Raw genomic sequence first — 15282 nt, forward strand, 5'->3', positions numbered from 1 at the left:
CGCCTTCGCCGGCGCTCTGATCAGCGAAGCGGATTTCCTGATCCTCGACGAACCAAGCAATCACCTCGATGGTGACGCGCGCCGCTTGCTCATCGATCGGCTCGAACACTGGACGAACGGGTTGATCGTCGTCAGTCACGATCAGGCCCTGTTACGACACATGGAACGCATCGTCGAGCTGTCGTCCTCAGGCTTACGCTCCTATGGCGGCAACTATGACCTCTACGCCAAGCGCAGCGAGGAAGAACGAGCCGATGCCGAACGTTAGCTCGACCAACGCAAGGCCGAACGCCGCCGCGAGGAGCGCAACCTGCGCGATCAACGCGAACGTGCCGAACGCCGCGAGGCACGCGGCGACCGTGGAGCGCGCGACGCCAACCAGGCGCCCATCCTGCTGGGCAGGCGCAAGGAACGCAGCGAGGTCACGGCGGGACGCCTGCGCGAACGACAGGAGCACGAGCGTGCGGTGCTGAGCGAACGCGTGCAGGACGCCGCACGGCGCGTGGACGATCGCGCGACGCCCGTTCTCCGTATCGCCGCGCGGGGCGCCCCGGGTCCCTTCCGCGTCGCCAGTCTCGATGCCGTACGACTCGCCCATCTTGGGGAACCCAGGGAGCAGGTGAACGTATCGATCACCGCCGGCCAGCGCATCGGCCTGGTCGGCCCGAACGGGTCGGGCAAGTCCACGCTGCTGCGGACCCTGGCGGGAAAACTGGCCCCTGCCGAGGGACACAGACAGGCGTGGGCGCCGGTCGCCTATCTCGACCAGCAACTGTTCGATGTCGATGCCGATGTATCCGCCGTCGAACTGCTGCGTGCCGCGAACGCCGCGTTGCCTGAAAGCGAGATTCGCACCCGCCTCGCACAGCTGGGCATCGATGGTCTCGCGTCGGCCTTGCCCTCCGGCAAGCTCAGCGGTGGGCAGCGCCTGGCGGCGGGACTGGCGATGGCCATCTACGCCGCCCCACCCGCGCGATTGCTGTTGCTCGACGAGCCAGGCAATCATCTCGACCTTCCATCGCTCCGGGCGCTCGAGGACACGCTACGCACGTATGAGGGCGCGCTGGTCGTCGCATCACACGACGAAGCGTTCCTGGAGCGGATCGGCCTGACCGAACGGATCCAAGCGACGGCGACAGGATGGACGCGTACACCGTGGTGACCGCCGTCGTTATCGACGGCGGGGGAACCCGTGATCCCGGCGGGCTCGCTGCCGGGTTACTGGACGTTGACGACGTCGCGAACGCTGTACACGTCGATCGCGTAGGGCGATTTCGCGTCGTCGGTCGAGCGGAAGCGACCCGAGATCGTCGCGGTGGCCTGGGCGCCGTTCGATGCCACGGCACGCTTGAACGAGTTGATGTCGCGCTTGCGCGTGTCGCTGTCGTCGATGGAGAGGCTCACGCTGCCCTTGCATTCCGCGTCGGAGAGCGTCGTGACCTTGCCGGCGGACGACGCCACGCCACGCACGGTGACCGTGGTGCCGATATAGCGGGCCGCGGTACCGATAACGGTGCAGAGCGTATCCGGCGGGGTCTCATCCGCTGAACGAGCGGCAGCAGGACCCGCAGCCAGGGCCATAACCAGGGCGAATGTCGTCGCCCGACCAATCAATTTCGTACACATAGGTGTTCCCCCTTGTTACCCGGCCCCAGGACGGACCGCGCCGAATGGACGGCTAAACGAAGGACACCGCGTTTGCGGCGTCGCGTCAATAAGAAATTTGGGCAGTAAACTCGCCATCCTTGCCGTTTTCGCTGGAGTCATCCTTGGAAGAACGCACCCGCCTGGGACTGGGCATTGGCTTCGGCGTGGCCGCCGGCGCGCTCTGGGGGCTGGTTTTCCTGGCGCCCGAGCTGGCCCGGGATTTCACCGCCCTGCAGCTGGCGGCGGGACGCTACCTGGTCTATGGCCTGATCTCGGCCGGCCTGCTCGTGCCCCGGTGGCGGCCCCTGCGTACCTGGCTTCGGGCCGTTCACTGGCGCGGACTGGTCGGCCTGAGCCTGCTGGGCAACATCGTCTATTACGTGCTCCTGGCCAGTGCCGTGCAGTGGGGAGGGGTGGCGATGACATCGCTGGTGATCGGCTTCCTGCCTGTCGCGGTCACCCTGGTCGGTAGCCGCGCGGCAGGGGCCGTCCCCTTGCGCCGGCTGGCTCCGTCGCTGTGGCTCAGCGCCCTGGCCATCGGCTGCATCGCCTGGCAGGCGATGGCGGGATCGCACACCCAGGTTCAGTCCCACCGGTTGGCGGGACTGCTGTGCGCCATCGGTGCCCTCGCCGCCTGGACCGCTTACGCGGTTTACAACGCACACTGGCTTGGGCGGCTGGACCAAGTCTCCGCCCATGACTGGAACCTGCTCACGGGCGTGGTGACCGGGGCACTGGCCCTGTTGCTTGTTCCCGCCGCTCTTCTCACCGACACCGCCGTGCACGACGGCCAGGCATGGCTTCGCTTCGCGGGCATCAGCACCGGCATCGCCGTGTTCGCGTCGATCCTGGGCAATGGTCTATGGAACCGGATGAGCCGCCTGCTGCCGCTCACCCTGGTCGGGCAGATGATCCTGTTCGAGACCCTGTTCGCGCTGCTCTACGGGTTTCTCTGGGAACGACGGCTACCGACGCCCGTCGAGCTACTCGCCGTGGCCGCTCTGGTGACCAGCGTGTTGCTTTGCGTGCGCGTCCACCGGCCGCAGGGGGAGTGACGAATCAGGCCTTGCCCGCGGCGATGTTCACGCTGATGGCAATGATGAAGACGTTGAAGAAGAATGCGATCGCACTATGCATCAGGCCGATGCGGCGCAGATAGCGCGTGGTGATCTGCACGTCGGAGACCTGGAAGGTCATGCCGATGGTGAACGAGAAGTACGCGAAGTCCCAGTAGTCGGGATCTTCGTCACCCGGAAAATCCAGTCCTTTGTGCTTCTCCCCGAAGTCACCGTAATAGCCGTGGGCGTAGTGCAAGGCGAACAGGGTATTCATGAACATCCACGACAGGATGATCGTCGTCGCCGCCACGGCGATCGCGAAGGCGCCGCCCTTGCTGCCCGAATTGAGTTCGGTGGTGACCGCGATGAGCACGATGGCCGACAGCGCGACGCCGCTGAGCAGGGTGGTCCAGCGGCCGGAGTCCTGCATGCGCGCCTGCCGGTGCATCGTGGCTTGGGTTGCTCCGAGGAAGATGCGCAGGATCATCAAGAGGTACGCCAGCGCACCGATGTCGAACCCGAGCAGCAGCGCGACACTGCGCTGCAGCCCGGTGAATTCCAGTCCCGCGGCGGCAACGACGGCAATCGCGGCACCGATGACCAGCCGTGGCCGCGAACGCGCGTAGCGGATCGGGCCCCAGCCTTTCTTCCGGCGATGGGCTGCCGCTGGCTGCTGGGATTCATCGCTCATGCCACCACTCCGCCGGTTCAGGTGGCGGGACTATAGCGGAGCTGATGTGATCGTAAGTTCGTACGTCACGGCTGGCTGGTGACCAGGATCTGCGTGGCCTGCTTCAGCAGCGCGGTGGCCCGGCGTGTCGCCGCCGTCGTCAGGCGCACCTCCTCCCTCGCCTGCTCCCACGCCCGCGCTTCGATGGCGTCACCGATACCCGGCAGCGGCGCCGCGTCCTCGCCTCCCCTACGTCCGGGGGCCTGGAGAAGGTGTCGGTACCACGGACGCTGGGGCAGACCCGAGGCCTGCAGGAAAGCCGGTGCGATGTCGCGGATAGCCTTGTTCACGGCAATCACCTGCTTCGCGGTGAGCTTGTCTGCCGACGAGGCCGCCTGATCGTAACCTTCGGCCGTGGTCAGGAAGTCCCGTTGGGCGTCGTGCAACGGTCCGAGATCGATGTCCTGCCAGGCATCGTCGAGCTTCGAGGGTGGCTGCTCATGACGGTACGCCACGGCTGCCAGGCGGTAGGCATCGTGGTCCAGCAGTGCGTTTTTCCGCACCGCCTCGCGATGCTCAGCTGCCGCACCCGTGGCAAGACGATCGATGTCCTTGCCAAGCGATAGCGCAAACGCGGTATAGCGCCAGGGCAACACATCCGCGTTGGCGACCCGCAGCACCAGCCGCGCATTCGTTCGCGCCAGCAGGTTCACGTAAGTCAGCCCCGGATCGCCGAAGCGCTGGTAATGCGTGTAGGTGTCATACAGCGAGTGGTAGATGGGCACGTTCTCGTCGTCGCCGTCACGGTCGTAGCCATACCGCACATGCAGCGACGGCACGCCAAGCCGATGGGCAAATGGCAGGTAGTCCGATCCCGTACCGAGGCGCTGCGGCACGATGGGGCCCTCCACATCCTTGCCCTTCTCCGCTGCGTCCACGGCACGTTTGGCCAGACGACGCGCCTGCACCGTGGCGCCGGTTTCCGGATCGCGAAGGTCTCCGGCGACACCGTCCACGAGGCTCGCCAACGACGGATCGCCCGCCGTGGCGAGAAATCCTCTGCCCGTGGTGTCGTTGTTGAGATAGAACACCGCCTTGTGGGCGAGCTCCGCCGCATGGCGATCCGTCCACGCCCTGGAGCCGAGGATGCCGAGCTCCTCCCCGTCCCAGCTGGCGAAGACCAGCGTGCGTCGCGGCCGATGCCCGGCCTTTGCCTGCTCGCCGATCGCCCGGGACTCGGCGAGCAAGGCCGTGGTGCCCGCCAGCGGATCCCAGGCGCCAAACACCCAGGCGTCGTGATGCACACCGCGGATCACCCACTCGTCAGGGAACTCACTGCCTCGCAACGTGCCGATCACGTTGTAAAGCGTGCGCCACTCCCAGGGCGAACGCACTTCAAGATGGACCTTCGCATCGCCGCCCACGTGGTACGTCAGCGGCAGGCCGCCCTGCCAACGATTCGGTACGGCAGAACCGCCGAGCGCGCGAAGGAAGTGCTCCGCGTCACCATAGCCAATGGTGACGACCGGAAGATGCAGGTCGTCCGTATGCCTGCTTGCCTGGAAGGTGCTCGCACTCTTCGCGTCGAGCACGCTGTCGATGCCGAGCGTGCCGCGTTGCAGGGTGTACGGTGTACGCCACGCGCCTTCGGGGTAGACATCGCCCTTGGTGAAGCCGTCCGCGTCCGGGTCGGAATAGATCACCACGCCGACAGCCCCGTGCTGCTGTGCGAGCCGTGGCTTTACCCAGCGGCCGGCGCCGGTGGACTTGACCAGCACCACCTTGCCCTCGACAGACTGTCCCGCCCTGGCGAGCTCGTCGTAATCCTTCGACAGACCTTCGTTGACGAAGATCAGCGGCGCATCCACGGAGCCGTCCGCACTGTAGGCCTCCATGCCGGGCAGTACGCCGTCCCGCGTGGCGGTGTCCTTGTCACCCTCAATCGCCGGCTCGGAGAAGTCGGCGGCGTAGTTGTCGGTACCCAGCAGGGAGAGCTTTTGCACTGTCGGATACGCGACGAGGACCCGCGTCTGCTCCACCGCGACCTGCCAACCCCAATTGCGCAGGCTGGCGGCGATAAAGTCGGCGTTCTCCTTGTCGTGTGGCGAGCCGACCTGGTTGGGTGCCGACGTCAGGCGCCTCAGCCAGCCGTCGAGGTCCGCGGTGGCGATCGAAGCATCCACGCGCTGCTCGAGTTCACTTTGCGCGGCAGGCACGGCCGTCTGCGCCGGGACCGCTGCGGCGATCGTCAGCAGCAAGGCGGGTAGCAGCACTCTCATCGTCATCACTTCCACCGGTAGGTCACGCTGGCATAGTAGTAGCGTCCGTTCCAGCTGAGCGGTGAAAAGAGGCTGTACTTGAAATTGCCGTTGGTCGAGTTGGCGTATTTGACCTGCTCCGGCTTCGCATTGAACGCGTTGTCCGCGCCGGCACTGAACGTCCAGTTGTCCAGGTTGTAGTCGGCCGACAGATCCAGCGTCCAGCGATGGTTGAAGTCCTGATCGAGCGCGGGGCCGCTGTTGCTGTACACGGTGTAGTTGCCGTAACGCTGCACGTTAGCGTGACCTGCCCAACGCCCATGCAGGTAATCGAAGCCCACATCCAGTTTGGTCCGGGGATTGGTGTCGCCGAGCAGGCCGAGCCTTTCGCGGCGTTCCACACGCTGCACCGCGACACCCAGTTCGTCGAGGATCGCCGGGTTCGGCTTCACCTTCGTTACCTCGTTCTCGTTGTACGCCCAACTCACGGTGGTGTTCAGGCGATCGCCGTTGGAGAAATCGAAGGCATACTGGCTGACGAAGTCCAGGCCGCGGGTCCGCGTGTCCACGGCGTTGGTGAAGTAACGGATGGACTGGTAGTTCGCGTCGACACCGTTGGCAACGAGGTAAGCATTGACCGCCGGCGTATTGACCGGAATGTTCGACGACAGGTTGATGCGATTGGTGATCTTGATCCAGTACGCATCGACGCTCACGTTCCAGCCGGTCAGCGGCTCGAGAACCAGCCCGAGCGTCGCGCTACGCGATTTCTCCGGCTTGAGCTTCTCGGCGCCGAGCAGGCTTGCCGCCGGGGCGTCCACCGGGAAGGTACCCGACTGCACCAGCACCTGGCCGTGGCCGAGGTCCTGCAGCTGCTGCGAAATGTCGGCATAGTGCTGCTGCACCAGGGTCGGCGCGCGGAAACCGGTACCGATGCTGCCACGCAAGGCAACGCGGGGTGTGAAGTCGAAGCGACCGGAAAGCGAGCCGGAGGTCGTGCCACCGAAGTCGCTGTACTGCTCGTGACGACCGGCCAGCGACAGTGCGAAACGGTCGGTGATATTGGTTTCGAGATCGATGTATTCGGATACGTCGTGGCGCTGCCAGTTGCCCTGCAGATCACCGGTGATGCCACCGTTTGCACCGTACTGCGAGACGGCATCACCCGGCGTCACTTTGTACGCCTGGCGCAGGTATTCCACACCGAACGACACACTGACTGGGTTGGCCAGCCACGACGGCGAGAACTCCTTGCTGATATCGACATTGCCGACCTGCTGGTTGGTCTTGTAATCGGCACCCTGGATGAAGAACGGCGTATAGCCGAAGGCCTTGTACCAGTCGGCGTTGATCGAATGGCTGCGCTGGTCGTATTCGTTGGAACCATGGCTCGCCGATACGTCGTAATGCCATCCGTCGCCGAGTTCGCCACGAAGTCCGGCCGTGAGGGTCGTGTCGTTGACGATGGGGATGCTCACCGGTAGGTAACCTTCGGGGTAAATCGACGGCACGTTGGTGGAATCGCCGCGATGCCGGTACAAGCTCGCGGTTTCATCGCGATCACGGCGGTACAGCGCTTCGAAGTACACCTCGGCCGCCTTGCTGAATTCGTACTGGCCGGTCAAGGACACCTTGTTCGACTGCACGCCCGGATCGCCGAGGCGGTAAACCTTCTGGTTGTACGTCGTGCCCTTGGCAGCGGGCGTCTGATCGGGACCGGCACGATTGGTGTAGTCGTTGTTCTGGGTGTCGATGGCGACATGGATCGAGCCCTTGTCACCGATCTTGAATCCGGTATCCGCGCTGAGCTGTCGCTGCAGACCATCGCCGGCGTCATAGCCACCGAACTTTGCCGTGACCTGCCCACCCTCCCCGCCCTTTTTCAGGATCACGTTGATCACGCCGCCGATCGCGTCGGAGCCATAACGCGCCGACTGGCCATCGCGAAGCACCTCGATCCGCTCGATCGCCGAGATCGGGATGGCGTTGAGGTCCACCGGATTCGATCCGCGACCGATCGCGCCACCGAGGTTGAGGAAGGCGCCGCTGTGCTGGCGTTTACCGTCGATCAACACCAGGACCTGATCCGGGCTGAGGCCACGCAAGGTCACCGGGCGCGCCACTTCCGCGCCACTGATCGTCGTCGGCTGCGGAAAGCTCAGCGAGGGCACCAGTCGCGCGAGCGCGGCCGTGAGCTGCGTAGCGCCACTCTGCTGTAACTGCTGTGGCGTGATCACGTCGATCGGCTGCAGCGAGCTGGAAACGGTGCGTTCCGTGCTGCGGGTGCCGGTGACGATGACGGTATCCAGTTGGCTGGTCTTCGGAGGCTCGGGCTTATCGGCGGGACCGGCGTCCTGTGCCAGGACCGGTGCCGCGGAGGCGGCGAGGACCAGCGAGACGGCGACGAATAACGGGGTGCGGCGGCGTGGAGCGAGAGCGAACATGGACGTGGTTCCCCTGGGGACGATGCAGAACGCCGACGCCTCTGGGCGCCGGGTGTGGGAAGACGGCCTCGCCCCGGCGACGCGCAACACGACGCCGATCGGGCATGACCGGAAAGAACGAGGGAGGGAGAAGAACCGCGGGCGGGCCGCGGTGGCTACGTCAGGGCGTCAAACGCCGGACGCGGGGCCGAAACTCAGGCCAGTCGACAACAACAACACGCGCAATCCACCGAACCGTGCGGCATGGCCGCAAGCGTCATCGGGGAGGTCTTTGCGCTGTGGTTGAGTGCGTTCACTGGTGAGTAGATCGCCTGGCAGAGGGCTTGGAGGGTTATTTGTTGCACTGCGTCGCACGTTTGTCAACTGCGCTGAATGGCCGTCCATTCGCCCCATGGCCGCTTCCGCTCGCCATTAATGCGATCATTCGTCCGCAGACCCACAGGCCAATCCCCATGAATTCCTACGACGACGAATCCTACGAAGAACGCGACTACGACGATGACGACAGCGAGGACACGGTCGAAAAACACGTCTGGCAGCTGCTTCTGATGATCAACCCCGGCGACGAAGAAGCCGCCAAGAAGCAGTTCAGCGACTATCGCAACGAAGTCGAGGACCAGGGCGACGACGATCCCATTCGCCTGGTCGGCCAGGTAACGGACTGGCGCGCCAGCTTCGAAGTGGATGCGGATGACACCCGCGCGCTGGTCGAAGCGCTCCAGGAGCTGGTGTCACGCTTCCACGACGTCAGCATGGACTGGGRCGGCGACCCGGACGACGACGAGTATCACGAGGACATCGACGCCGCTGAAATCTTCAACCGCGCCTACGATCAGCTCAAGCCGCACGGCTACACCCTGTGGTCGCGCGAGGCGGACGACGATGTTTCCGCCGGCTGGATCACCTCCTCGAGCGACGACGAGTCGATGCTGGTCGTCGCCACGGCACTGCACATCAACCTTCGTCGCGGCGACCAGATGAGCTGACCCGCCACGTGGCGATTACACGGTGAGCACCGTCTTGCCGCGCTTCGCCCGCGAGTCCGCTTCGAGAAACGCCTGCCGTGCTTCGTCGAGACGGTAGGCGCGATCCACCTGCACGACGATGCGTCCGTCCGCGACCCAGCGCACGATCTCCGCGAGCTGCGCGGGATCGGGCTTGACGATGAACCAGAAGGCTTCGATGCCGAGCTTTTGCGCCCGTTCCGGCGACGGCGCATCCTCGGCTTCGCCCGAGATGGTGACCAGACGCGCACCTGGCTTGACGTACTGCCAGCTACGCTCGAGCAGGTCGTGACCCACGGTGTCAAAGACGACATCGACCGGGCCTGCGACGTTTTCGAAACGCTCTGTCGTCGTATCGATCGTCACGTCCGCACCCAGTTCACGGCACAGGCCGGTGGCTTCGCTGCCGCGCGCGGTGGCGATCACACGTGCCCCGATGCCCTTGGCAATCTGGATGGCGAACGTGCCGACCGCGCCGGCACCGCCATGGATCAGGACGGTCTCGCCCGCTTTCAACTTTGCAAAATCGAACAGCGCCTGCCAGGCCGTGAGCGCACCAATCGGCAGGGTCGCGGCCTCGACGGCGGAGAGCGCATCGGGCAGCTGTGTGATCTCGCCCGGCAGGACGCTCGCCTGCTCCGCTGCCGCGCCGTTACGCCAGAAGTCGATGAGTCCGACGACGCGGTCGCCGACCGAGAAACCCTTCGTCGCACGACCGACGTGAGCGATGTGACCGGCGAACTCGTGCCCGACGATCACCGGTAGTGGGCGCTTCGAACCATCCGGTAGCGCCATGGTGCCGTTGGTCACCCAGTGGGGTTCACCGAAGGTCAGGCCCACGGCGTCCACGTTGACCAGGAGCCGATCGTCGGCGTGTGCGGGAGCCTCCGTGTCACCCACGCAAATCGAGAGGTCGCCACCTGCCGCATCGGAAATCCATGCCGCCTTCACAGCGTCAATCCCTTGCCGGTACCGTTAACAACAACTCGCATGGCGACTACCTCGCTGGTTGATGGCAAGAGGGTTTCATGCCAGCGGGCCGCGAGCTTGTACGCCCCTGCCGTGGCGGTCAGCCCCTGAGACGTTCGCGGAGAAGGTCGATGAACGCCCGCACCTTTACCGAAGGCTGGCGCCCAGGATAGACCGCATGGACGCCGCCTTCGGGGAGCGTGAAATCGGGGAGCAGGGACACCAGCCGCCCTGCCGCCAGGTCCTCGTTCACCACGTAATCCGGCAGCACGGACACGCCCATGCCCGCGACGACGAAACCATGCGCCGCCAGCGTGGTGTTGGCGCTCGCGGCGCTGCGCATCTGCACGGGATGTTCGACGCCACCCTCGTCGGTGAAGGTCCAACGTGTGGGCGAGGTGAGGATCGTCAGGGCGATCCATCGATGACTCGCCAGCGCGGCGGGCGTGCCAGGCGTGCCGTGTTTGGCGAGATAGGCCGGCGAGGCCACCAGGCACTGGCGAAAACTGGCCAGTTTCGCGGCACGCAGGCTCGAATCGCGCAGCCAGCCCAACCGGATGGACAGGTCGAAACGCTCGGCGATGAGGTCGACCATGGCGTCGCCGACCACGAGCTCCACACTCACCTGGGGATAGCGCTCGGCAAAGGCCGCCAACGCCGGCGCGACGATGGCCGGACCGTGGTCGCCCGCCGCGGCGACGCGTAGCACCCCCATCGGCGTATCCCGGCACTCGCCGAGGCGGGCGATGGCGGATTCGGCATCGGCCATCACGCGAGCGCAGTCTTCGTGGAAGCGCTCACCTGCGTCCGTGAGCGACATCTTCCTCGTGCTGCGCACCAGCAAGGTCACGCCGAGCTCCTCCTCGAGCCTGGCCAGGTGCTGGCTGACCATCGCCTTGGTCGTCCCTAGCTGCCGGGCCGCCGCGGTGAACGAGCCGGCGCGGACCAGGGCAACGAAGACACCCAGGCGATTGAGGTTAACGTCGGCAGCCATGCGGTCGGGTCGATAGTAAAGCCATACTTTACGATGAATCGCGCTAACAGGCGTATTTCCGGAACGATCTTAGGCGCATCCTCTGCCTCATCCTTTCCCTGCAGCAGGCCTACCGCCCATGAAGATCATCCTGTTCGGCGCCACCGGCAACCTTGGCAGCGTCATCCTCGACGAGGCCCTCGACCGGGGCCACGAGGTCACCGCCGTGGTTCGTGACCCGGCGAAGCTCGCCACAAAGCACGACGCCCTGACCGTGGTGAAGGGCGATGTCGCCCAGCCGTCCTCGTATGCCAGCGTCCTGCCCGGCAACGATGCCGCCATCGCCAGCCTCAACGACCACGCCGACCCGGCCAACGTGCCCCGTCAGGCCGCGCTACTGCTGGACGCCCTGTCGAAGGCCGGCGTACGTCGCTTCGCCTGGGTGGGTGGTGCCGGCAGCCTGGAAACCGCCCCCGGTGTGCGCGTCATCGACGATCCAGGCTTTCCGGAAGCCTGGAAGGCCTCGGCCAATGCACAGATCGAAGCGTTGGCCGTCTTCCGCGCCAGCAAAGCCCCTATCGACTGGACCTATATCAGCCCAGCCGCCGAGATCGCACCGGGCGAGCGCAAGGGCAGTTTCCGCGTCGGCGGCGAGCAGCTGCTGGTGAATGCGGAAGGCCATAGCCGGATTTCGATCGCGGATTTCGCGATTGGCGTGCTGGACCGGATCGAGAAGGGTGACGCGGCGAAGAAGCGGGTGACCTTCGCGTACTGAGCGGCTCCCATGAGAAGCAGGCTCCACAGGGCGGGCCCCGCTATACTGGCGGGATGAATTATCGCCACGCGTACCATGCCGGCAACTTTGCCGATGTCCTCAAGCACATGGTGCTCGTGGCCTTGATCGACTCGCTGAAGCAGAAGGCCTCGCCGTTCTGCTACATCGACACTCACGCCGGCAGCGGCCGCTACGACCTTCGCGGCAATGAGGCACGCAAGACCGGTGAAGCCGACGAAGGCGTCAACATCCTCAAAACCGCCAGCGGCCTGCCGCCGCTGCTGTGGAAATGGCTGGAAATCGTGCGCGCGTGCAATCCGGGTGACGACTCGCTGCGCTATTACCCCGGCTCGCCCTGGTTTGCCGCGCACCTCATGCGCGACACCGACACCGCCCAGATGGTCGACACGCGCAACGACGAATCCAGCGCCCTGCGCCAGCTGTTCCATCACGACAAACGCATCCACGTGCATGAGCGCGACGGTTACGAGGCCCTGAAGGCCTTCGTCCCGCCGAAGGAAAAGCGCGGCCTCGTGCTGATCGACCCGCCCTTCGAAGCCCAGGAAGCCGAGTTCCGCATCATCGAGAAGACGCTCAAGGCCTCCCTCGAGAAATGGCCGACCGGCATGTACGCCGTGTGGTACCCGATCAAGGTGCGCAGCCACGTCCAGCCGTTCCACCGCTGGCTGACCAAATGCGGCGCAAAGCGCGTGCTGGTCGCCGAGCTGCTGCTCCGTCCGGACAATTCACCGCTGACCCTCAACGGCACGGGTATCGCCATCATCAACGCGCCGTGGAAAATCGATGAAACCATCCGCGATTCGCTGCGGATGCTGCCGAAGCTGCTCGGTAAGCCGGGCGAGTCCGAATACCGGCTGACCTGGCTGGTCGAGGAAGGGAAGGATGAAGAACCTCCCCACGCTCCGCACTCACCCCGTTCAGTCCGTCGGCGCTAAAGTTCAGCTACCTGCCAGGAGCTGACTCATGCGCCCGACCGTCGTCCGTCTAGCTGTCCCTGCCGCCCTGCTCACGCTGGCCCTCGCCGGCTGCGCACCTGCGCCTATCTACAAGCCCACGGCGAACAACGTCGCCGTGCCACCCGCCCAAGTGGCACGCGAACCGGAACGCTACGGCACGTCCGACGTGATCTGGGGCGGTCGCATCGTGAAGGTGAGTAACTTCGCCGATCACAGCGAAATCGAGATCCTGGCCTATCCGCTCGACGGCTCGCAGCGTCCGCAATCCAACGACACCGGTAACGGTCGCTTCATCGCAGCCATGCCTGGGTATGTCGAAAGCCTCGACTACCCGGCTGGCGGCCTCGTTACCGTGTCGGGGCGTATCAACGGTACGCGCGCCAGCAATGTGGGCCAGGCCAACTACACCTTCCCGCTCGTCACGGTGAACCAGTCCCACGTATGGACGGCCAAGGAAATGTCCGGCGGCCATCCCAATGTGAGCTTTGGCCTGGGTGTCGGCGTCATACGGTAAGATCTTTCGATCGATCACCGGGACAGGGAACCACATGTCGGGACACGCCGATTCGAAGCGCGCCATTTTTCTCGCGCTCGGAGCCAACTTCGCCATCTTCATCGCCAAACTGGTCGCCGCCCTGTTCACCGGGTCCGGCGCCATGCTGGCGGAAGCGGTCCATTCGGCGGCCGACTGCGGCAACCAGGGGCTGCTCCTGCTCGGCATGAAGCAGGCCAAGCAGCCGCCCTCGCCGGACTATCCGCTGGGTTGGGGCCGCGCGCTGTACTTCTGGTCCTTCCTCGTCGCGATCCTGCTGTTCAGCGTCGGCGGCATGTTCTCGCTGTACGAGGGCGTGCATAAGCTGACGAACCCCGAACCGCTGAAGTGGCCCTGGCTCGCCGTTGGCGTGCTCGCCTTCTCCATCGTTACCGAGGGCATTTCCATGCATGGCTGCATGCAGGAAGTGAACAAGGCCCGCGAAGGACGCGGCCTGTGGCAGTGGTTCCGTGAGACCCGCGCCAGCGAGCTGCTGGTGATCTTCGGTGAAGACCTCGCGGCCCTGATCGGCCTGTGCCTGGCCATGCTGGCCGTGGTGGCGACCATTCTCACGGGCAACCTGGTCTACGACGCCATCGGCACCATCGCCATCGGCGTGCTTCTCATCGTCGTGGCCGTCGCCGTGGCCCGCGAGGTGAAAGCCCTGCTGATCGGCCAGGGCGTCGAGCCCAAACGCCGGGCCGAGATGATCGCCTTCCTCGCCGCACGCCCCGAAATCGACTCGGTCTACAACCTGCTGACCCTGCAGATGGGCACGGACGTCATGGTGGCTACCAAGGCCAAAATGGCTCCCGCGCCCACGGCGAAGGCCATGATCGAGGCAATCAACATCGTCGAGGCCGACTTCAAGGCGGAATTCAAGGACGTGCGCTGGAGCTTCTTCGAGCCGGACATCGCCGACTGAGCCCACACAACCCCTTCGTCCCCGGGTAGTACAATCATCGGCTTGCCCGCAGCTGACAAGCCGACTTCATGCCTGTAGCGCTTCCCCGCCCGCCGCTCCCTCCCAACGCCAAGACCCGCCGCTACTGGGCCGTGCCCCATGGCTCCTCATGGGCGCTGGAGGTGGCCGAAGCGGCCCGGGCGCACGACGGCCTGCTGGTCGTGGTCGCCCGTGACACGCGCAGTGCGGACAACCTGGAAAGCGAGCTGGCCGTGTTCGCCGGCGAGCTGCCCGTGCTGCACTTCCCCGACTGGGAAACCCTGCCCTACGACGTCTTCAGCCCTCACCCGGAAGTCGTCTCCCAGCGCATCGCCACGCTCTACCGCCTGCCGAGCATCAAGCGCGGCGTGCTGGTGGTGCCGGTGGCGACGTTGATGCAGCGCATTGCGCCACGCACCCACATCACCGGCTCGGGCCTGGTCCTGCGCAAGGGTCAGAAGCTCGACATCGGCGCCGAGCAGCGCCGCCTGGAAGCCGCCGGCTACCGCAACGTGCCCCAGGTGGGCGAGCCGGGCGATTTCGCCGTGCGCGGCGCGCTGATCGACATCTTCGCCATGGGCGCGAACGAGCCCTACCGCGTCGAGCTGTTCGACGACGAAGTCGAATCGATCCGCACCTTCGACACCGAGACCCAGCGCTCTCAACAGCAGGTCGATAGTGTCGACCTTCTCCCCGCGCGCGAATTCCCGGTGACCGAGGAGGCCGCGAAGAACTTCCGCGCCAACCTGCGCGAGCGCTTTCCCATCGACATACGCCGGTGCAACCTCTACCAGGACATGAAGGAAGGCGTGACGCCCGGCGGCATCGAGTACTACCTGCCGCTGTTCTTCCCGGTGACGGAAACGCTGTTCGATTACATCTCCGGCGACGCTCTCTTCGTCCTCGGTGACGGGGTACTCGACGCGGCCGAGCAATTCTGGACGCAGACATCCGAGCGCTACGACCAACGCGCACACGATATCGAGCGCCCGGTGCTGCCGCCCGCCGAGATCTATCTGCCCCCGGAACACC

Annotated in this window: 14 protein-coding genes and 1 pseudogene; 8 read left to right on the top strand and 7 right to left on the bottom strand. The window is 65.2% G+C overall.

What is annotated here, in order from left to right; all coding sequences use genetic code 11:
- Window positions 1-193: 193 nt before the first annotated feature.
- Window positions 194-598 (bottom strand): hypothetical protein, encoded by a 405-nt coding sequence (locus AC1DSN_RS09000; RefSeq protein WP_477330375.1) that lies wholly within the window; start codon window positions 596-598, stop codon window positions 194-196.
- A 21-nt stretch (window positions 599-619) separates the two neighbouring features.
- On the opposite strand from AC1DSN_RS09000, the gene AC1DSN_RS09005 reads away from it, so the two are divergent.
- Entirely contained in the window at window positions 620-1162 is a 543-nt protein-coding gene (locus AC1DSN_RS09005; protein ID WP_477330377.1) for an ATP-binding cassette domain-containing protein, read from the top strand.
- Window positions 1163-1218: 56 nt separating this feature from the next.
- Here the strand turns inward: AC1DSN_RS09005 and AC1DSN_RS09010 are convergent, their stop codons facing one another.
- Window positions 1219-1626, bottom strand: a complete 408-nt coding sequence (locus tag AC1DSN_RS09010) for a hypothetical protein (RefSeq protein ID WP_477294151.1) — start codon at window positions 1624-1626, stop codon at window positions 1219-1221.
- Between the two features lie 143 nt (window positions 1627-1769).
- On the opposite strand from AC1DSN_RS09010, the gene AC1DSN_RS09015 reads away from it, so the two are divergent.
- Window positions 1770-2702 (top strand): DMT family transporter, encoded by a 933-nt coding sequence (locus tag AC1DSN_RS09015; protein WP_477294153.1) that lies wholly within the window; start codon window positions 1770-1772, stop codon window positions 2700-2702.
- Window positions 2703-2706: 4 nt separating this feature from the next.
- On the opposite strand, the gene AC1DSN_RS09020 is transcribed toward AC1DSN_RS09015, so the two are convergent.
- The 3 genes from AC1DSN_RS09020 to AC1DSN_RS09030 all read right to left on the bottom strand — a co-directional run bounded on the left by AC1DSN_RS09020 (window position 2707) and on the right by AC1DSN_RS09030 (window position 8077).
- Entirely contained in the window at window positions 2707-3396 is a 690-nt protein-coding gene (locus tag AC1DSN_RS09020) for a DUF1345 domain-containing protein (protein ID WP_477294155.1), read from the bottom strand.
- Between the two features lie 65 nt (window positions 3397-3461).
- Complete coding sequence (locus tag AC1DSN_RS09025) at window positions 3462-5660, bottom strand: transferrin receptor-like dimerization domain-containing protein (RefSeq protein ID WP_477330379.1); 2199 nt, start codon at window positions 5658-5660, stop codon at window positions 3462-3464.
- A complete protein-coding gene (locus tag AC1DSN_RS09030; RefSeq protein WP_477294159.1) occupies window positions 5660-8077 on the bottom strand; it encodes a TonB-dependent receptor plug domain-containing protein in 2418 nt (805 codons plus the stop codon). The genes AC1DSN_RS09025 and AC1DSN_RS09030 overlap by 1 nt, the downstream gene beginning before the upstream one ends.
- Before the next feature lie 452 nt (window positions 8078-8529).
- Between AC1DSN_RS09030 and AC1DSN_RS09035 the strand changes: the two genes are divergently transcribed.
- The gene (locus AC1DSN_RS09035) at window positions 8530-9063 is read left to right on the top strand and encodes a DUF6630 family protein (RefSeq protein WP_477330381.1); all 534 of its coding nucleotides are present in this window, start codon (window positions 8530-8532) and stop codon (window positions 9061-9063) included.
- A gap of 15 nt (window positions 9064-9078) precedes the next feature.
- On the opposite strand, the gene AC1DSN_RS09040 is transcribed toward AC1DSN_RS09035, so the two are convergent.
- Both AC1DSN_RS09040 and AC1DSN_RS09045 read right to left on the bottom strand, forming a co-directional pair.
- Entirely contained in the window at window positions 9079-10032 is a 954-nt protein-coding gene (locus AC1DSN_RS09040; RefSeq protein WP_477330383.1) for an NADP-dependent oxidoreductase, read from the bottom strand.
- A gap of 118 nt (window positions 10033-10150) precedes the next feature.
- Window positions 10151-11044: a LysR family transcriptional regulator gene (locus tag AC1DSN_RS09045; protein ID WP_477330385.1), complete on the bottom strand. Its 894-nt coding sequence runs from the start codon at window positions 11042-11044 to the stop codon at window positions 10151-10153.
- 118 nt (window positions 11045-11162) lie between these two features.
- Between AC1DSN_RS09045 and AC1DSN_RS09050 the strand changes: the two genes are divergently transcribed.
- The 5 genes and pseudogenes from AC1DSN_RS09050 to AC1DSN_RS09070 all read left to right on the top strand — a co-directional run.
- On the top strand, window positions 11163-11798 hold the full coding sequence (locus AC1DSN_RS09050) for an NAD(P)-dependent oxidoreductase (RefSeq protein WP_477296633.1): 636 nt from the start codon (window positions 11163-11165) through the stop codon (window positions 11796-11798).
- 53 nt (window positions 11799-11851) lie between these two features.
- A complete protein-coding gene (locus AC1DSN_RS09055) occupies window positions 11852-12754 on the top strand; it encodes a 23S rRNA (adenine(2030)-N(6))-methyltransferase RlmJ (protein ID WP_477296634.1) in 903 nt (300 codons plus the stop codon).
- 28 nt (window positions 12755-12782) lie between these two features.
- Window positions 12783-13289 (top strand): Slp family lipoprotein, encoded by a 507-nt coding sequence (locus AC1DSN_RS09060; RefSeq protein WP_063572341.1) that lies wholly within the window; start codon window positions 12783-12785, stop codon window positions 13287-13289.
- Between the two features lie 34 nt (window positions 13290-13323).
- Complete coding sequence (locus AC1DSN_RS09065; protein WP_477296635.1) at window positions 13324-14232, top strand: cation diffusion facilitator family transporter; 909 nt, start codon at window positions 13324-13326, stop codon at window positions 14230-14232.
- Window positions 14233-14300: 68 nt separating this feature from the next.
- A pseudogene (locus AC1DSN_RS09070) lies at window positions 14301-15282 on the top strand (transcription-repair coupling factor); the annotation flags it as partial.

This window comes from Luteibacter sp. P4_D7_3 (assembly GCF_056401735.1).